Consider the following 18,418-nt stretch of genomic DNA (forward strand, 5'->3'; position numbering starts at 1 on the left):
TATTGATCGAAGCAAATGGAATATCCATAGTACATGGAGAGGATGTGCCCGCATTGAATTGGCAATCATCCTCTTTTCTTATTTAATGCTGGTTAGAGCGTATCGTATTATAGAACAACAACATAGATGAAAATACATGTTACGATACTCGGCAGCCCCGTTACAAACATTGTGCCGCTAAATTTAAAATTTCTTCGATGGTCTTCGTCAGGGATATGGCCCATATTAAATCGAAGCTTCGTGTTATCATTGAATGCGCCAGTAAAGAGTGAACCAACTGCCCAAAGCCCCAAACCGAAATAGCAGTTAATGTTGAATAGGATATGGGCATCTCCGCCTTGCCAAATAGATGTATACAATACAGTGAGAATAACGAAAATGAGACCAATTGCGAGTCGCCGTGCGATCATGATACACCTCCATTTACCCCATTATTACCCAATTATACATGACATTTGATCCATGTGAAAGTTAGATCAAAATAATTGAGCATAATGTTCAATCGTAAAACTACGATCGAATTGCAGATAACGGACTAGGAGGTTTATTGAGGAGATAGAACCATCTATAGTCAGAATAGGAACCAGTGAGGTTGAAGAAAATGGTTTTTACACTATCAAATATGAAAAGTATGATGTGTTGATTTTCAAAGTAAATAGGAGGGCATCTAACGGCGAAGTTCGCAGGTTAGATGTCCCTTTTATTATGGTTACGTGATCGAAGATTGTGACAATTGCAGGATCTGATGATGTATGTTCTGTTTGGACAGCCCGCCATGGTAACAGATAACCGCGTCAATCGGATATTTTGTTAGCTTGCCTAGTGAGCGGATTGCGCTTCCCATGTCCAGCGTCGTATGCGGGACGGGGCCGTGCAAAATCCCTTTATTACTTGTCATGGCGTCAGCGGCTATCAAGATGCGACTGCGCTCCAAATAGATGCTGACATGGCCTGCTGTATGACCAGGAGTATGGATAATTCGAATTCCACCACAGTAAGGAAGAAGATCATGATCCGCAATCAAGCGTGTTACGTTAGCAGAAGGCTGCAAATTGCACATGGCCAATACTTCAGCTCGCTGTTCTTCGGGCAGCAGCGGTAGTACGCTCGCCAGCGCTTCTCGGCTTGTCTTGATAAGCGGATATTTGCCTTCTATATAGGGAGCGTCCTCCTGGTGAGCTAACACTTCGATACATCCGTTTTTGGAGGCGATAATATCAGGCAGACTGCCGATATGATCGAGATCTTGGTGGGTAAGCAGAACCGCTTGCAGACGATCCAGCGGCACACCGGATTCTCGCATGGCATGCTGGATGCGAATCCAATCGCCTGGCATGCCTGTATCGATTAGTACAGCACAATGCTCATCCCACACAAGGGTAGGGTGAATCGCTAATGCTCCTCCGATACCTTCAGATTCCAATTCTAACATCATGACTCCTGGTGCAATGATCATTGTCTATAGCCCTCCATTGTGATTGAGACTTGGCACTATGTCTAAGCATAGTTTGTTTTATCATGAATGGAGAGTTTTATCAATTGTAAAATATTCAATTATAACACAAATAAAAATATTTGTCAAGGGTGAAATTACATCAAACACTAACTCTTCATATTGTCTATAAAAAATCAAGGCATAAAAAAAGCGACATCCAGAAGGATGCCGCTTCTTCAGTAAGCAGCTACATTGCAAGATAATTTAGGATTATGGCAGCATGCGGCCTCTCGTGCTTACATAGAGAGAGTACCATTCTTCACGTGTCAATGTGATGTGAAGAGCATCTTTACATGCGCGAATGCGGTCTGGATTTACCGTGCCGATTACAGGTTGAATCTGAGCAGGGTGTCTCATTAACCATGCCAACACAATCGCTTCGCAAGTTGTGTTGTATTGGGAAGCAAGCTTCTGAACAATGTTGGCGGTAACTTTGACCGACTCGGGTTCATTGTCGATTTTGCGTCCAGAATACAAGCCCTGCGCAAGCGGACCCCAGGATTGAACTTGGATGCCATTCATTCGGCAATACTCTAACGTTCCATCTGGGAAGGTATCGTCAGCAGAAGCAGCCTGATTCACGTGAACGCCTGCATCCAGCCAGCCGAAGCGGGCAAGGCTCATTTCCAACTGATTCGCTACGAATGGCTCATCGCAGCATGATTGCAGGAGTCGAATTTGACCGGCACTCATGTTAGATACGCCGAAATTCCGTACTTTGCCGGATTTTTTCAATTGATTAAACGCTTCACCGACTTCCTCCGGTTCCATTAGCGGGTCGGGGCGGTGTAATAGCAAAATGTCCAAATACTCGGTGCCTAGGCGGGCAAGAATGTCGTCGACACTTTCTAATATGTGAGATTTCGAAAAATCGTAGCGACCTGGAATATCACCTTCAGCAAAACGAATTCCGCATTTCGACTGAATAATGATCTTCTCGCGCAAGCCTGGTTGCGCTTTCAGTACCTCGCCAAATACTTGCTCGGCTTTTCCTCGAGCGTATATATTCGCGTGGTCGAACATGTTAATGCCAATTTCAAGCGCAGCTTCCACCGCGGCTTCCGCATGTTTGACATGCTCCTTCGTATACGGCTCAGCATCCCAGCTCCCACCCATCCCCATGCACCCAAGCACAATACGGCTAGCTGGAATTCCGCGTTCATTCAATGGTAACGTTGTCACAAGCAATCACTCCAATGTTGTAGTCAATGATAATCGTATGCGTGTTGCTTTATAGTGTTCGTCCAAATCGCTCTGGATTAACAGTACTAGTGTACTACAGTAGTGTACGAGATTCCACTTCTTCGCCTAAGAACCGCATCTGCTGGAAAATAACCTGAATGTGGTTCTTCTCAATCGGATTGGAATGTGCCAAGATAAGAAGGGGGAGTTGAGCACATGTTCCAAGACTTTAAGCTTATCCCGGGGAAACCGGCATATTTGCAGGTTCGAGACTATTTGCGGTTGCTTATTAATCGCGGATGGCTGACGGCTGATCAGAAGCTACCCTCGACAAGGGAGCTTGGCAATGTATGGGGGGTAAGCCGCAATACAGTAATCGCAGCTTATCAAGAGCTGGCTGATGAAGGACTTATTTATTCGATTCCCGGCCAAGGCAGTTATGCTTCACCTGCAGAGCGATCCAACACAATCGATGCAAATATGAACTGGAACGAGAGAATGAGTGAAAAGGCGCAAATCGCTGAGCGCATGGATGCGATGAAACATGGTGTACGCGGAGAGCGCGGCATGATTTCATTCATGAGCATTGCGCCTGACGAATCGTTATTTCCACTTCAATATGTAAAGCAGGCCTTAGTAGACCGAATTGCGGCAGAAGGCGAAATCATGCTCAATTACGGATATGCACAGGGCTATCAGCCGCTTATTGAAGAGTTGAAGCAATATATGGAGTCCAAGGGCATCGACATGAAAGGCAAAGATATGCTCATTACGAATGGATTCACCGAAGGGCTGGACATTGTCCTCTCTGCAATTGAGAAGCGCCATGGGCGTGTCATTTGCGAGAATCCAACCCATCATAGTGCGATTAAGCTGTTCAAGATGCACGGTCTTGATATCGATGGCATTGAAATGGAGCATGATGGTGTGAACATGGAGAAATTGGCCGCTGCAGTAGAGGAGAGACCCTATGATTTGGCTTATCTGATCCCTTCCTACCAGAACCCAACGGGCGTCGTAATGTCTCCTAGCAAGCGGATGAATGCAATTCGTCTATTCGCAAAGCACGGCATTCCTGTAATCGAAGACGGTTTTAGTGAGGAACTGCGTTATTCCGGCGCACATGTTGCACCGATTATTGCCTGCGCTGGAGGAGCTAATCATGTTATCTATATTGGGAGCTTTTCTAAAATATTATTTCCCGGAATGCGAATTGGCTGGATAATCGCAGATGAGCAGATGATTTCCTATCTCGTGAGTATGAAACGCGCACGAACGATTCATACCTCAACGTTGGATCAAGCTGTTCTCTATCAATATTTGCACAATGGACATTTCGAGTCTTACTTAAAAAAGGCAAAATCCGTATATAAACGCAAGTACGAATGGGCTGTGCATAGTTGCGAGCGGCATATTCCATTCCGTAAATTATGGGGTGACGGCGGTCTTCATTTGTTTATTGAACTAGATGCGTCTGTTGATGTGTCAGAAGTTCTAAGCAGATGTCAGAAGAAGGGTGTTTTATTTACGCCAGGAAGCCGCTTCTTTACGGATGGGGGAGGGGAAAACACCTTCCGTATTGGGTTTTCACGCGTTTCAGAAGCGGATATCGAGCGGGGTACCCAAATAATCGGGAATGTTATAAAGCAAATCATCCAGGAGGGGTAACAGATGAAGGTTGGTATCATTATGGGGGGCGTATCTTCGGAGCGAGACGTCTCACTTATGACAGGTCAGGAAATGATCAAGAACTTAGATAGAAAATATCAAGCTGTGCCTATCGTATTGAACAGCAAGGCAGAGCTGATTGATAAAGTGAAAGGTATTGATGTTGCGCTGCTTGCTCTTCATGGTGCGTTCGGAGAAGATGGAACGATCCAAGGAACGCTTGATACGCTTGGTATTCCCTATACAGGCAGCGGCATTTTATCAAGCAGTCTGTGCATGAATAAGCTGTTAACAAAGAAGATTGTAAAGTGTGAAGGTTTCGCAACTGCTGATTGGCTCTTGATGCAAGCTGGTTCAGCATACGATGTTGACCAAATTGGCGCAGCACTCGGATTCCCGCTAGTCATCAAGCCTAATGCAGGTGGTTCAAGCATTGGCGTGCAGTTGGTGCATCATGCTGAATCGCTAGAGACAGCCCTGCAGGAAGCGTTCAGTTACGACACAGAGATACTGATAGAACAATATATTCAAGGCGACGAGATAACATGTTCCATTTTGAATGGGCAAATGCTTCCGGTTTTATCTATTAAGCCTAAGGGGGAATTTTTCGATTATTCCTCTAAATATGAGGATGGCGGTGCGGATGAAGTCGTAATTGAGCTACCTGAATCAATTTTGCAGCAGGTGCGTCGGACGGCTCTTGGTGTGTATGAGGCAGTACAATGCAGCGTATATGCACGTATTGATATGATTCTTCACCAAGGAGTTCCGTATGTGATCGAAGTGAATACTCTTCCTGGATTGACGAAAAATAGTTTGCTGCCAAAGAGTGCTCAAGCGGCGGGTATATCCTACAGTGAACTGCTTACTCAAATTATTGAAATTTCCCTTCAAGAACATACGCGTCAGCCCATTCATGGTGAGCTTGTGAAATAAAAGATGCAAGCCGTCAGCCATACCTTCTAAATGAATGGGAAAGCTTGTACATGCACATAATAACCTTCGATCCTAGGTTAGGAAAGGAGGGGCAGCAATGAACAACAAGCCGTCTCATGATCATGCAACAAAAGCTGAGGTTCAAACGACGAAGCTGAATAAGCTTCCTGTTCCTGAGAATAACACGGATACAGAGTTCAGTGGGGAAGCATTCGAGCAAGCAGATGCCAATCGTTCTGCAACGAGAAAGAACGATACTGTATCTTAACTGAATCAGCATTTTGCCTCAGTTTCTGCGAGAGAGACTGAGGCATTTTCCTATATGGGGAAGATTGATAATGCGGGCATTATGCCATTTCCTTACAGATTACAAGGAAACACTTGAAATGTTCGGTTAGTGCTGATACTGTGTTCTTTAGATAGAATCGATCAAACATTGAAGTTTGATCTGATTGGCATGGAACGGAGGAACAGAGATGGAAGAGAATAAGAACGAGCAATATGACCATCAAAAAGAATTGTTTGAACAACTGGGCATTACGCTGGACGCGTTCACGATTCATCAGAAGGATTTTCAAATCAAATTCCGTGGATACGATCCAGATGAAGTAGATGCATTTCTTGATGATATCATTAAGGACTATAGCCAATTCTATGCGGTAATTTCAGATTTGTTGGAGAAGTACAAGGAATTAAAGCTGCAAGAACGAGCGAACAAGATTTCGATGATGCACCGTGAACGTGATGAATCCCTCAACAAGGGTCCTTCTGTTGATGTGAAGTTCATCGAGGATATCGTTCGTAAAATGGAGCAGAATATTACGGAATTGAAATATCGTATGACCATCGAACGAGAAACAGAAAAAGACATGTAATGAGACCAGGGGCACAATTGTAAGGTGTGCCGCTGGCCCAATACATAAAGATACCCGCGAAGCCGCGGGTTTTTTAGCATGTAATCAAGTCTTCGCTTCCCGCTCGCTGATTCTCGTAGAGTAGCGGTATATGTGCAGCTTCCCTAACTGTCAGACATACAATAAGTGATGAGCCGCCGCAGCTTATCGAAAAGGTAAAATCAGGGTGTCTCTGAAACTCGCGTTAACTTCTGGTTATGCTGTCCGAATCCTGCCCTTGTTCCCCCAAGTGATCCCGCTTATGAAGACTAAATCAATACTCGCTGCCTCCAAGGTTGTCCCATGGATTCATCAAGGGTGCAATCCTCCAAATGTAACATTTATCCACGATGATGATGATATAATCATAATTGGTGATGACATATTATGGCATCATGATTCGCGCAAGAAACTAATTTTGTATTGCTTGGGAGGATGCGGCATGATTCGTACTATTCGATTAGAGCAATATCGACCTGAATTAGCAGAAGCGATCGCCGAGATGTGGAATGATAGTAATGAATCATTCGGCGGCGGAAACTCGAGAATGACTGCACAGCAGGTGAGGCAGCAGGAGGAGAACACGGATACTCTTGCCTTATACCTGGCACTTGATGGAGAACGGGTAGTAGGGTATTGCAAAATATGCGAGTATCGGGAAGATACAGGAGCACTCTATGTGCAGCTATTGAACGTACATCCTGATTATCACGGTCAAAAGATCGGCAAGCTGCTCGTTACAAAAGCCGTTGAGGATACGATTGAGCTAGGCTGGCCGAGGTTGGATCTCTACACATGGCAGAGTAATACCAAGGCAGTCCCATTGTATAAAAAGTGCGGATTCTTCTGGGAAGATCGTGACGATACTACACATCTCATGAACTTTATCCCGACCGTCGTTCGCACCGAAGCACTTGCTCCCTATTTTGAGCAGCTAGATTGGTACGAAGATTCCATTCGCGAAATTAATGTAACCCCCGACGGAATCAAACAAAATGGCTTCGATTACTATGCTTATGAATGGGGAAAGTCCGGCAAGAGACTCCGAGTTGAGTTTGAACGCAGAGGGCGAGGGATGAGGCTGATTGAGACAGACGATTATTTGTTGGCAGCGGAGGTTGACTCTTCTGCTCTTATTTGCGGAAGAACGTACTCGATCCGTTATCGTCTTGTCAATAAGACGCAGAAGCCTCTTCACATTGAACTTCGGGGCGTAAGTGATCGCAATATTCATTTTGATTGGCATTCTGCTGTTGATGTGATAGGAGATGTCTGCTTAACAGCTGAGTTCGATGTCCAGGAACTGCAGGAAGAGCTGAGTAAATGGAAAACAAGCCCTGCTGTATGCACAGAGCTGCTCATTAACGGAAAAGCTGCGCAATTTCGTGTTGGTGTTCTTCCCAAGCTCCCAGCCAAAGTGGAAATGAAGCTGCCAAATGACGGCGTGTACCATCGAAGGCAAGGCATTGCTTATATTGACTTTGAGAGCCATCTATCAGACCGGGCCACATTCCGCTTCTTCCTTCCATCCCAAGAGCTTATCGTATGGGAACAGAGCGAGCTCGAGATTAGCTTAGAGCCGCTTGCTCGACAATCTATTGCCATCCATTATAATGTTCTTGAATTTGGTTACTATCAAGCCGATATTCAAATCTATGCTGAGTCAGAGTCTGGCGATTCGCTGACATTTGTGCAACGGATTGGTGCGGCATTCCCAGGAGTAGGTGCTGCCTATCAAGGCAAGAGTAATCTAGGTTGGCATATCGGAAATGGGAAATATGCTGTAACTATGAACAAGGAGCATCATGACTCGGAGCTTAGATGCATAGGAATGGAAGAGCAATTATTTATGTCATATCCGAAGCTTGGGACGCCATTTTCGGACGAGTTCTCTAAGAAAGCACCTGCTGAAGTGGAATTTATTCAAGAAGCGAATGGAGCAATGTTAAAGGTTGTACACTTTCGCTCCTCGGCCTTCCCGCATGTTCTCTTGAAGGTGATGACCCGGTTACATGGGGATGGCATCGTTGAACGTTGGTTTGAAGCAACGAATGAAGGGGACAAGCCTATGTCGCACGAGCTATGGGTATCCCAATCCATTCGAAAAGATCTCTTCCGAGCAATTATTCCTTATGAAGGTCAGTATGTTGAAATGAGTGATTCGATTGGGAGCGCTTATGAGTATTGGGACAGCAATCGTATTACGGAGCGCTGGTTGTTCAACCGTGGTCACGGCTTGCCGATCGGGATCTGTTGGAGCGAGGCCTACCAGTTGAATTTTCAGAGCTGGCATTTTGATTTGAACACCAGCTTTGGAGCGATTGATGCTCGTGCAACTGTCAAGAGTGATACGATTATCGTATCTCTGGGAAGTTTTACGGATTGGCGGTCATTTCGTGCACTTGCAATGCAGACTGGCTGGGATGAGCCTGTCCATCTTGTCCCGCAGACCCAACTAATGATCGGTGATCGGAATCCGTTCGTGAAGGGGGAGCCGACATTGATCTTGCAGGATCGAAAGCAAAGCACTTGGAATGGGAATGTGGAAATGTCCTATCGCTATTCGGCTGATATTGAAGCACAGTCTACCATCACGCCAGAGGAAGAGGCAACCCAGGTGAGCATAACATTGCGGCCCTTGCTTCAATCCATAGATGTCGTAGATGTAAGCACGAGCTTGGATACGGAGCTTGGCCAGTACCAAGCAGCGATTTTCCGCCAATTGACGGAACCGATCGAATGTGTAGAGACGTTAGAATCAAACTATAAAGTTTTCGCTGCTGACAATGGGGTTATCCGAATAAAGGCGGCGCCTGATTATTATACTTCTCTGTTCTCGCTCGAAGTAGAAGGAGAAGAATGGCTCATGAACAACTACCCGTCACGAGACGTGAAGTCATGGTGGAATCCGTTTGTGGGAGGTATCTACTCCGATCTGAATCAACTTAGATCGATGTCGGTGCTGAAGCAAGAGCGGTCAGCTCAATTTGTGAAGCTGTCCGATCAGCATCATAATGAATGGCAAGGAATTCGTGTTGATTTAAACATTCAAGAGCATGAGAAGTATAAAGGGATATGCCTGAGCAATTACTATCTGTTATTGCCAGGAGTACCGATTTTGTGTTATTTCACGGATGTGCTGCAGAATTCCCGGGCATTTTTGAGTGATCGGTTAGAACAACAATTTTTTGTTCATCAGGGTGAAGCGATGCAGGACAGCTGGGTGGAATCATATGCCCATTGCGGACGGACAATTGCTTTCCCTCAAGGCAAGGGTGTCATTGATATTTATGAAAATTCAGATTGTCGATTCGGCTCCAATGACAGGACAGCGCTGCTTCATATCATCTCCGATCATACTGCTGCCCGTTCAAATGTATATGTAAATAAAGAGGTGTCACTTGCAAGTATTACCCATGATCTGAACATCCCGAACGGTCAGACACTGCGAACTTCGCCTGTCATGTTGCTGTTCTCTATGGAGCGAATTGAGCCGGAGGCATTAACTGATCTTCGCGCAATCCGCTTTTCCCAATCTGACTAGGAGGTGGACAAGGCATGAAAATCATTGATGCCCATATGCACCTATCTCATATCGAAGAATTCCATCGAACAGCTAGGCAATTATCGGGTGTAGATTATAGTGCAAATGGATTGCTGCAAGAATACGCAGACCATAATGTTGTGCTCGGAATTGGAATGGGGTTGGCAGAAACTAAGGCGGATGGGTTCCCGGACGCAGACGCAATAAATCCGATGATACTCGATATGGCAGATGATATGCCGGCTTCGATTGCTTACTGTATTGGCATTAATCCGTATCAATGTGATGAAGATTCGTGGAAGCGGGTTGAGCAGGAGCTTCAGAAGCCTAACGCCGTTGGATTGAAATTATATCTTGGCTACTATCCCTTCTATGCCTACGACCAAGTCTATGATCGCGTATACGAATTAGCGGCGAAATATGAGGTGCCGGTTGTATTTCATAGCGGTGATACCTACTCAGAAAGAGGGCTGTTAAAGTATTCACACCCATTAACGATAGATGAGGTTGCGGTTAAGCATCGGGAAGTGACGATGATGATGGCGCATTTCGGTGATCCATGGGTGCTGGATGGGGCCGAGGTTGTGTACAAGAACCGTAATGTGTATGCGGATTTGTCGGGACTGCTTGTAGGAGACTCAAGAAGGTTTGCCCGTTTGGATGAGGAGTCACCGTTGTTTTTCCAGCATTTGCGCCATGCCATCGTGTATTGTGACCATTATGATAAGCTGCTTTTCGGTACAGATTGGCCGCTTGCGCCGATTGGGACGTATATTGAATTTGTGAAGTCGATCATTCCCGAGAAATATCAAGAAAATGTATTTTATCACAACGCCTTACGGGTGTTTCCTAAGATTCTTCCGCTTGTTAGGTAATAGCACAAAAGCAAGGGGAAGAGACATGAACCCATACGAGTTGTTGAGGATGCGCATAGATTATCTTGTAAGGCTTCCACTCTTTAGTGGAATCCACTCACACTAGCAGAGGTAAAGGTGGTCGTCATCATGAGAACGTCTCGACGCAAAGGTACGACGCCGAAGCAAAAATTGTCCGCCTCGCCTAAAGTTACCTCAAGAACTATCAGCAAGCCGGGCAGAACGAAAGCTTCTGCGCCTTACATGAATCAAAATGTATTTGGACTAACAGCCCCAACTGACCCCGCTGCATCATCGGTTGCTGTGAATCAGGAAGCGGCAGGCGATGCAACAGGCGGTCCTTATGCATCGTTCAATAGACAGTACGGAATCGACGATCTGATGAACACGTTCGGCAAAATTCAGAAGATGTTCGGCATGTTCCAGCAAGCGCGATCCATGTATAACACATTTCAATCGTTAATGGGCCCTATCGCGCTCACGAAAGGGACTCGTGCAAAAGCGGTCAGCCGGCGTCATTCTGGAAAGCGAGCGCGCAAATTGAACCCGTCGATTCAATCGCATTCATCTCGCAGCGCTGCAAGCACAGGACAACGGGCCGCACGCAAGTAGTGCAGCCCCTGTCTCCTTCTCCTTGCGACTCAATTCAGGCTGCGATATCACCTTGAGCCGATAAATAGAGTGCACACCAGCACATCAGCATGATTTCGAGATTCCCATTGATGGGTAATATATAGATATAGAACAGGGACAATAAGAAGGAGCCAGCCTTCTTTTGTCCCTGTTATCAAATATATGCTATACGTTAGTTCTGCGTTTTCTCTGGTTCCGGATACGTAATTCCGAATGTATTAACCGTAACCTTTTTCATTTTTTGTTCCTTTTCAGGCTTGGCGTCTGCCCCTTTTGGCACATTCACGATCGCCTGAGCGGTCTCCATACCCTTGATTACTTTACCGAACGCTGCATAGTCCCCATCTAAGTGAGGTGCGTCTGCTACCATAATGAAGAACTGGGAGCCTGCTGAATTCGGATCTTGAGAGCGCGCCATAGATAGGACGCCTTCCGTATGCTTCAGATCATTTTCCACACCATTATTTGAAAATTCTCCCTTAATGGAATAGCCAGGCCCACCTATGCCAATGCCTTGCGGGTCGCCGCCTTGAATCATAAATCCAGGAATGACACGATGGAAGATGGTTCCATCATAGAATCCTTTGTTTACAAGCGAGATAAAGTTGTTCACGGTGTTAGGAGCCTTATCCGGATACAACTCAATTTCCATGCTGTCTCCGCTCTCCATCTCGATTGTGACGATTGGATTTTTGGAATTGGATGGTTTTTTGGTGTCTTCCTTTTCGTTTTTCGATGCTTGCTTATTGCTGTCTTGAGCCGTGTTTGTGGTGTCTGCCGCTCCATTTTGTTCAGAAGCCGGCTTGTTGCCGCAGCCAGCGACAATAAGCAGTACGGCAAGCATGAGGGTGAAGATTTGAATATAGCGTGTACGCTTCAACTACATAACCTCCTTGATTGTCCAGGCCCTTTTGCCATAGTCTCATTAATACATTACCACATATGAGCAGCGAAGCATAATCCTAAACAACTACGGAGACAATCAATAGGGCAAAAATCATCGTGGTTACTACCTTTAAGAAACCAATGAAATGGTGATGCTTCATAGCTGGATTAATAGACTTCATGCACATCAGTACATAATGTGTGGCGAAAGCGATATTAAAAATTCCGTAAATTGTCAGTGTTGTTCCAGTCTGTTGTATGCTATATTGGAAAATGTGTTCAAGAAGAATACATATGTCTACTGTATATGGACAATCAATTTGTTTTGTTTGCGTGGACAGGAAGGAGCGTAGATGATGAAAAAATTAGGATTATTTCCGCGCATTGTTATTGCGATCCTGCTCGGAATTGGCGCGGGGTTTATTATGCCAGATTGGTTTATACGCATATTTGCTACGTTTAATCATATATTCGGGCAATTTCTGAGCTTTCTCATACCGTTAATCATTCTTGGCTTTATTATCCCTGGCATAGGTGAGTTGGGACGCGGGGCGGGCAAGCTGCTCGGTATTACGGCGTTAATCGTTTATGTATCGACGGTTTTGTCAGGCATACTCGCTTACGTAGTATCGAAAACATCATTTCCGTGGCTGCTCTCAGGAGCATCCGGACTTAGAGCCAACAATCCAGAAGAGATGCTGCTAAAGAGCTTTTTCAAACTGGATATGCCGCCTGCATTCGATATTATGACTGCGCTGCTGTTATCGTTCGTCATTGGCGTCGGTATTACAATTTTAAAAACCAATGTGCTGCTTACGGCTTCGCTGGAGTTTAAAGAGATTATAGGCAAGGTAATTCATACGATTTTGATTCCGATGCTTCCGTTTCATATTGCGGGTATTTTTATGAACATGACGCAGGCTGGAGAGGTTGCCTTCATCTTGCAAGTATTCTTGAAAGTATTTATTATGATCTTAATTCTTCATTTTGTTGTCATAATCGGACAGTACACAATTGCGGGAATTTTAAACAAGCGCAACCCAATCTCGATGCTGCGTACGATGCTTCCAGCGTATTTTACCGCACTAGGTACGCAATCATCAGCAGCGACGATTCCTGTGACAATGTCTCAAGTGAAAAAGCTAGGCACTGATGAAGAGGTATCGAACTTTGTAGTGCCGCTGTGCGCTACAATTCATATTACCGGCTCTACCGTAACAATTACTTCAGTAGCCAGTGCGATCATGTATATTAACGGGGCATCATTGTCAGTAAGCACGATGCTGCCATTCATTTTCATGTTAGGCATATCCATGATTGCGGCACCAAGCGTGCCAGGTGGGGGCGTGATGGCGGCTGTCGGATTGTTTCAATCGATGCTTGGCTTCAACGAAGCAATGATCAGTCTGGCTATCGCGCTCTATATTGCACAAGACAGCTTCGGAACAGCTGCTAATGTGACAGGAGACGGAGCGATTGCACAGATCATTCACTCCTTCAAGCAGAGATTAAGATTGAATGAAAATACCAAAGAACAGACAATGGAGTAACGGTATAAGAACACGAATAGTGAGAAGGGACAGGCAACAGCTTGTCCCTTCTCTTTCTGTTTCCATCATGTGGTAATATATAGTAAGGCAGTAATGTCGCATCCTATTGAAAACAAATCTACCATGAGAAATACAGAGAAGGAGGATTTCACTACTATGAAGAGCAAGAGTTATCTGCCTATGATCAAAATGATCGTATCGATGTGTATTTTTGGCTCTATCGGATTTTTCTCAGAGCATACCGGTCTGCCTTCGATGGAGCTTGTCTTCGTCCGGTGCATCTGTGCATCTTTATTTTTGGGTCTCTGCTGGATCGCAACTGGACAATATCGGAGGGAAAGGTGGAGCAAGCGAGAATTGCTGCAAACGTTAGCGTGTGGCGTGTTTCTCGTTGGAAACTGGGTGTTCTTGTTCAAATCTTTTGAATGGATGTCCATTACGATAGCCATCTCGATTTATCATCTTGCCCCGGTCATTGTGGTGCTGATGGGCAGTATATTATTCAAAGAAAAGCTAACGGTATGGTCTGTATTGTCTGTTGGTATTTGTTTCGTAGGTACTGTTTTTGTTATCGGTATCGAGGGAGGGGCAAGTGCTGGCGAATTATTATCATCCGGAGTAGTATGGGCTTTGATGGCAGCCGTCTTTTATGCAATGACAACCTTGCTGGGCAAGGGAGTTGTCGAATTAAGCGGGTATGCGATTACGATTATACAAACGAGCCTAGGAATCGTGCTGCTGCTGCCATTCGTTGATATGTCTTCTTACTCTACATTAACAGCTGGCAATTGGTTTGCGATTGTAGCAACAGGCTTCATACATACGGGATTTGTTTATTTATTATTCTTTGACAGTTTGCGGGAACTGCCGACACGTATGATATCGGTACTGGTCTTTCTTGATCCTGCCGTCGCTATATTGTTGGACACGCTCATTACAGGTTTTCGGCCAACGACGCTGCAGATCGGAGGGATTTTGCTCATCTTCGCGGGAATGGCTTGTGCCATGATAAAGCCCAAAGAACAAGCGAAGCTTACTTGTGATTGAGCGAAGTTACGTAATTTGAAAATCGGCTTATCATAGGGTCGTAGCAATGATTTGGGGAGCAATCAGTCGAAGGGAGCCCGTCTATATGGAAAAATTGTTGAAATGCTGGATGCGCCTTGTAATGAAGTGAGCTTCCCGACTAATTGCTTTATAGCCTCTTGTTCGACAACAACAGAATGACGTCCAATCCGTGATATGCTGAAATGTTCCACGAGTTCGTTAGGCTGCACGGACTCTGGGCGATCAATGATGCCGCTCCAGTAAGCAAGCCATCCAAGAAGATGCTCTGGGCGCGTGCTTGCCTGTCGAGCAGCAGCGATGGAAAGTGAACAATTCCTTTTGGATAAGCGATTGTTATAACTTGATGTCATTTCTCCGTGTACACCATCATGAAAGGACATAACTTTATTCGCGACTTTAAAGCGGTGCGAAGGCTGCTTATGCGCAGCGCGAATCGCTTGCGCTTCTATTGATACGCCTCTGCATGTACCTGGATAAGCGGAGCCTTCAGCAGCCAGACCATGAGGGGCGTGCGCGATAGACTGCAGTTCAGCCCGACTACAATAACAGGGATAGAGCCAATCATTCTCATGCAGCTTTTGCAAGGCCTCTTCATAGTAAGATTGGCGCAAGCTCTGTGTGTATGGTTCATATGGGCCGCCATTGTTACGCAGTACTAGCTCTCCATTTACACTTCGCATTTGCAGCCATGCCAATAATGCTGTCATTGCATTGCCAAGGTGCATTGATCCCGATGGAGTTAGAGCGAACCTCCCTCTTCTAATCAACTTAATCACCATTTCCCGTCATTAAAATGTGTATGTGCCCTATCATATGGAAATCGTCCAAGCGCGTCGAGCGGTCAAGCTTGAGGCGAATCGTATTCTTTCAGTATTGACCACTGCTTCTCTCTACATGCCGCATGACAATTAGGATCAACCAGTTGGCTGCTTATTCCTCTAAAAAAAGATTGACAATCCCTGTTGAGCGTACTAATCTAACAATACTGATAATCATTATCAATTATAAGACTCGGGCAATAAGAAGGTGAAGCATGAAGAAGTTAGTTGTCGCGACGGTCATTATCTGTGCCGTGTTATGGTCAAGCTGCACGAATGTGGTGTTAGCACAACAATCTGACAGCTATGAACTCGCAAAGCAACTTGTATCAGTTGCCAAGACAGCGGTTGACGCGGCAAGCAGTTCTCACATTACAGAGGGGAATCTAGCTTTCCAAAAATTTAAGGAAGTATGGAATGACAGTAAACGAGCTGTAAAGAAAGAGAATTGGAAGGCAGCCAGCAAAATTGAATCGAGTATGGCGCTTGTTGCGAATCGCTTGCTGAATCATGATAGCAACGAGATGAAAGAGGGACTTGAACAGCTCTTGTCGACTGTAGAGACCTATGAGAAGAGCATTCTCGTAGCAAGAGCAAATAAAAGCAAAGGCGCCATGACGCTAAGTGAGTATGTAACATCACTCGAAACGACGAAGCAGCAGATTCAAGATGGAAAAATTGCGGAAGCAAAATCGAGCATTGAAATGCTGGTTCAATCTTGGCTTACGGTAGAGGCGGATGTAGTGACCCAATCGCAGCAGGTGTATAACGAGTCCGAGCAAAACTTAGGTCTGCTGCTGTCCTATGTGGACTCAAAGCCAGAGAAGGCAATCCGCACACTGCAGCAAATGATCGACAGCCTAACTCCATTGGAGAATAATGCTTACAATATGTGGGATGCGGCCTTGATCCCCATTCGTGAAGGCTTGGAGGCTCTTCTGGTCATTGGCTCCTTGCTGACGATTGCGAAGAAAACGAATGAACAGAAATCCTCACGATGGGTATGGGGGGGAACCGTGCTTGGCTTAGCTGCCAGTCTTATTATTGGGCTGATCGTATCTTACGTGCTATCTGCGTCGATGTTTGGACAGAACAATTTTGTGCTGGCAGGTGTGTCTGGGGTATTTTCTTCACTGATGCTGCTCTATGTCGGGTACTGGCTGCATAGCAAATCCAATATAGAGAAGTGGAACAGCATGCTTCAGGAAAAGAAGAGGGAAGCGGTAAGCGGCAAAATAGTCTCCTTTGCGCTCATTGCTTTTTTTGCCGTTCTGCGTGAGGGATTGGAAACGGTCATTTTCTTGATCGGATTGACTGGAAAGTTGAGTACATTTGAACTGGTTAGCGGGCTGTTAACAGGCTTCGTGATTCTCTTGATTGTCGGTGTGCTGATCCTGAAGCTGGGTGTTCGAATACCGTTGAAGCCATTCTTCTTAATTTCCACAGTTATTGTTCTATATATGTGCCTTAAATTTATGGGAAGCGGCGTACATAGCTTACAGCTGGCAGGCCTGATTCCTTCCAGCATTTCAGACCATATGCCGACGATTTCGGCTTTGGGCGTATTCCCGTCGCTGTACAGTACAATTCCACAGCTTGTCATTATCTTGTTCATTCTTGGCATGCTGTTCATACCTAAGCGCAATCATTCATTATCGAGTAGAGAGGAACGAAGTCTATGAAGCGAATTCTATTATTAACAACAATTGCATGTACATTCTGGATGGCTGCAGGCTGCTCCAGCAGTTCAAGCACGGGTACTGATGGAGCGAATACTGGGAAGCAGGCCGTTCAAGAAAGTGCACAGGATTCTGGCATTACCAGTGAAATGAAGGACTCGGTTGATAAGCTCAATGGATTCATCGACAAACTGGAACAGGCTGTTAACGCCAATAAAATGGACGATGTCAAAAAGCAGGGCAAAGAAATGAACAGCTTTTGGCTTTCGTTCGAAAATGGGGTTCGCACGGAATTCCCGTTCGAGTATACGGAAATTGAGAAGCATCTTCAACCTATCTATATTGAAGCGGTTAAGGATGAACCGAATACAGAAACGATGAAGAAAGAGATACCATTGCTGAAGACGGCGCTGTCTGAGTTGGCTTCTGCGAAGAAGGGCAATAACAAAGCAAGTGAGCAGCTCCAAAAGGCTGCAGGCGAATATAAAGCATATGTACGGGAGCAAAGCAAAGAGCTTGTCTCGGCGACTAAGGCATTCACGGATGCAGTTATTAAAGGAGATATGAATGCTGCAAAGGAATTGTATCCGAAGGCACGTGTCTTCTATGAACGAATCGAGCCGATTGCGGAAAGCTTCGGTGACCTTGATCCAAGCATTGATGCACGTGAGAACGATGTAGAGGATATTGCGAAATGGGGAGGCTTCCACCGAATTGAGAAGGCTCTCTGGATCGAAAAGAAGTTGGAAGGTCAAACCAATGTGGCGAAGCAGCTTATGAAGGATGTAGCCCAGCTTGATGGCATGATCCAAAATGTGCAGCTTACACCGGAACAAATGGTTGCTGGCTCTATGGAATTGTTGAATGAGGCCGGCATCTCGAAAATTACTGGTGAGGAAGAGCGCTATTCTCGTATGGATTTGGTTGACTTAGCAGCCAATGTAGAGGGCTCCAAGGCAGTCTATTTGACAGTGAAGAGCGCGCTCGTAAGCTCACATTCAGATGTAACGGAAAAACTAGATAAGCAATTCGAAGAGTTCGAAATAGCATTGAACCAATATCGCCAAGGCGATTCTTTTATCGCCTATGATAAGCTTGAGGAGAAACAAATTCGCGATATGAGCCAGAAGCTCACTTCGTTGTCGCAGACGATGTCTCAAATTGCGAATGTGTTGTAAGAGGGGAATGACCA

General features: G+C 45.4%; 16 protein-coding genes. 11 read left to right on the forward strand and 5 right to left on the reverse strand.

Annotated features, from left to right (window positions below; translation table 11 throughout):
* Nucleotides 1-107: 107 nt before the first annotated feature.
* The 3 genes from NO352_RS08215 to NO352_RS08225 form a co-directional block, all read right to left on the reverse strand.
* The gene (locus NO352_RS08215; RefSeq protein WP_005549521.1) at nt 108-410 is read right to left on the reverse strand and encodes a DUF5316 family protein; all 303 of its coding nucleotides are present in this window, start codon (nt 408-410) and stop codon (nt 108-110) included.
* A gap of 299 nt (nt 411-709) precedes the next feature.
* Nucleotides 710-1,456: an MBL fold metallo-hydrolase gene (locus NO352_RS08220; RefSeq protein WP_268619808.1), complete on the reverse strand. Its 747-nt coding sequence runs from the start codon at nt 1,454-1,456 to the stop codon at nt 710-712.
* Between the two features lie 249 nt (nt 1,457-1,705).
* Nucleotides 1,706-2,677 (reverse strand): aldo/keto reductase, encoded by a 972-nt coding sequence (locus NO352_RS08225; protein WP_289355320.1) that lies wholly within the window; start codon nt 2,675-2,677, stop codon nt 1,706-1,708.
* Nucleotides 2,678-2,893: 216 nt separating this feature from the next.
* Here NO352_RS08225 and pdxR point away from each other — a divergent pair, with 216 nt between their 5' ends.
* From pdxR to NO352_RS08260, 7 genes are all read left to right on the forward strand, one after another.
* Nucleotides 2,894-4,345, forward strand: a complete 1,452-nt coding sequence (gene pdxR, locus NO352_RS08230; protein ID WP_289355321.1) for a MocR-like pyridoxine biosynthesis transcription factor PdxR — start codon at nt 2,894-2,896, stop codon at nt 4,343-4,345.
* A gap of 3 nt (nt 4,346-4,348) precedes the next feature.
* Complete coding sequence (locus NO352_RS08235; protein WP_268619805.1) at nt 4,349-5,281, forward strand: D-alanine--D-alanine ligase; 933 nt, start codon at nt 4,349-4,351, stop codon at nt 5,279-5,281.
* Between the two features lie 97 nt (nt 5,282-5,378).
* Nucleotides 5,379-5,549 carry a hypothetical protein gene (locus NO352_RS08240; protein WP_289355322.1) on the forward strand — a complete coding sequence of 57 codons (171 nt, stop codon included), beginning with the start codon at nt 5,379-5,381 and terminating at the stop codon, nt 5,547-5,549.
* A 208-nt stretch (nt 5,550-5,757) separates the two neighbouring features.
* Nucleotides 5,758-6,156 (forward strand): DivIVA domain-containing protein, encoded by a 399-nt coding sequence (locus NO352_RS08245; RefSeq protein ID WP_005549511.1) that lies wholly within the window; start codon nt 5,758-5,760, stop codon nt 6,154-6,156.
* 460 nt (nt 6,157-6,616) lie between these two features.
* Nucleotides 6,617-9,718 (forward strand): GNAT family N-acetyltransferase, encoded by a 3,102-nt coding sequence (locus NO352_RS08250; RefSeq protein WP_289355323.1) that lies wholly within the window; start codon nt 6,617-6,619, stop codon nt 9,716-9,718.
* Nucleotides 9,719-9,732: 14 nt separating this feature from the next.
* On the forward strand, nt 9,733-10,593 hold the full coding sequence (locus NO352_RS08255; RefSeq protein ID WP_005549507.1) for an amidohydrolase family protein: 861 nt from the start codon (nt 9,733-9,735) through the stop codon (nt 10,591-10,593).
* A gap of 129 nt (nt 10,594-10,722) precedes the next feature.
* Nucleotides 10,723-11,205: a hypothetical protein gene (locus NO352_RS08260; RefSeq protein WP_005549505.1), complete on the forward strand. Its 483-nt coding sequence runs from the start codon at nt 10,723-10,725 to the stop codon at nt 11,203-11,205.
* 193 nt (nt 11,206-11,398) lie between these two features.
* Here the strand turns inward: NO352_RS08260 and NO352_RS08265 are convergent, their stop codons facing one another.
* Complete coding sequence (locus NO352_RS08265; protein ID WP_289355324.1) at nt 11,399-12,106, reverse strand: peptidylprolyl isomerase; 708 nt, start codon at nt 12,104-12,106, stop codon at nt 11,399-11,401.
* Nucleotides 12,107-12,467: 361 nt separating this feature from the next.
* On the opposite strand from NO352_RS08265, the gene NO352_RS08270 reads away from it, so the two are divergent.
* A complete protein-coding gene (locus tag NO352_RS08270) occupies nt 12,468-13,661 on the forward strand; it encodes a dicarboxylate/amino acid:cation symporter (protein WP_005549501.1) in 1,194 nt (397 codons plus the stop codon).
* A 156-nt stretch (nt 13,662-13,817) separates the two neighbouring features.
* Nucleotides 13,818-14,708, forward strand: coding sequence for a DMT family transporter (locus NO352_RS08275; RefSeq protein ID WP_268619803.1), 891 nt, complete (start codon nt 13,818-13,820; stop codon nt 14,706-14,708).
* A gap of 62 nt (nt 14,709-14,770) precedes the next feature.
* Here NO352_RS08275 and NO352_RS08280 read toward each other — a convergent pair whose 3' ends face one another.
* Nucleotides 14,771-15,496, reverse strand: coding sequence for a glutamate--tRNA ligase family protein (locus tag NO352_RS08280; RefSeq protein WP_483311822.1), 726 nt, complete (start codon nt 15,494-15,496; stop codon nt 14,771-14,773).
* A 266-nt stretch (nt 15,497-15,762) separates the two neighbouring features.
* Here NO352_RS08280 and NO352_RS08285 point away from each other — a divergent pair, with 266 nt between their 5' ends.
* Together NO352_RS08285 and efeO are read left to right on the forward strand one after the other, a co-directional pair.
* Nucleotides 15,763-17,229, forward strand: a complete 1,467-nt coding sequence (locus NO352_RS08285; RefSeq protein ID WP_289355325.1) for an FTR1 family iron permease — start codon at nt 15,763-15,765, stop codon at nt 17,227-17,229.
* Nucleotides 17,226-18,404 carry an iron uptake system protein EfeO gene (gene efeO, locus NO352_RS08290; protein ID WP_005549495.1) on the forward strand — a complete coding sequence of 393 codons (1,179 nt, stop codon included), beginning with the start codon at nt 17,226-17,228 and terminating at the stop codon, nt 18,402-18,404. The genes NO352_RS08285 and efeO overlap by 4 nt, the downstream gene beginning before the upstream one ends.
* Nucleotides 18,405-18,418: the final 14 nt, after the last annotated feature.

The sequence above is a fragment of the Paenibacillus sp. S-12 genome, from assembly GCF_030363895.1.
Taxonomy (GTDB): domain Bacteria; phylum Bacillota; class Bacilli; order Paenibacillales; family Paenibacillaceae; genus Paenibacillus_B; species Paenibacillus_B alvei.

What these genes read in the sequence shown, in the direction of transcription:
- NO352_RS08270 (WP_005549501.1), top strand. Translation starts at nt 12,468, where the DNA reads ATGAAAAAATTAGGATTATTTCCGCGCATTGTTATTGCGATCCTGCTC.
- efeO (WP_005549495.1), top strand. Translation starts at nt 17,226, where the DNA reads ATGAAGCGAATTCTATTATTAACAACAATTGCATGTACATTCTGGATG.
- NO352_RS08260 (WP_005549505.1), top strand. Translation starts at nt 10,723, where the DNA reads ATGAGAACGTCTCGACGCAAAGGTACGACGCCGAAGCAAAAATTGTCC.
- NO352_RS08215 (WP_005549521.1), bottom strand. Translation starts at nt 410, where the DNA reads ATGATCGCACGGCGACTCGCAATTGGTCTCATTTTCGTTATTCTCACT.
- NO352_RS08255 (WP_005549507.1), top strand. Translation starts at nt 9,733, where the DNA reads ATGAAAATCATTGATGCCCATATGCACCTATCTCATATCGAAGAATTC.
- NO352_RS08245 (WP_005549511.1), top strand. Translation starts at nt 5,758, where the DNA reads ATGGAAGAGAATAAGAACGAGCAATATGACCATCAAAAAGAATTGTTT.
- NO352_RS08235 (WP_268619805.1), top strand. Translation starts at nt 4,349, where the DNA reads ATGAAGGTTGGTATCATTATGGGGGGCGTATCTTCGGAGCGAGACGTC.
- NO352_RS08240 (WP_289355322.1), top strand. Translation starts at nt 5,379, where the DNA reads ATGAACAACAAGCCGTCTCATGATCATGCAACAAAAGCTGAGGTTCAA.
- NO352_RS08275 (WP_268619803.1), top strand. Translation starts at nt 13,818, where the DNA reads ATGAAGAGCAAGAGTTATCTGCCTATGATCAAAATGATCGTATCGATG.
- NO352_RS08250 (WP_289355323.1), top strand. Translation starts at nt 6,617, where the DNA reads ATGATTCGTACTATTCGATTAGAGCAATATCGACCTGAATTAGCAGAA.
- pdxR (WP_289355321.1), top strand. Translation starts at nt 2,894, where the DNA reads ATGTTCCAAGACTTTAAGCTTATCCCGGGGAAACCGGCATATTTGCAG.
- NO352_RS08220 (WP_268619808.1), bottom strand. Translation starts at nt 1,456, where the DNA reads ATGATCATTGCACCAGGAGTCATGATGTTAGAATTGGAATCTGAAGGT.
- NO352_RS08285 (WP_289355325.1), top strand. Translation starts at nt 15,763, where the DNA reads ATGAAGAAGTTAGTTGTCGCGACGGTCATTATCTGTGCCGTGTTATGG.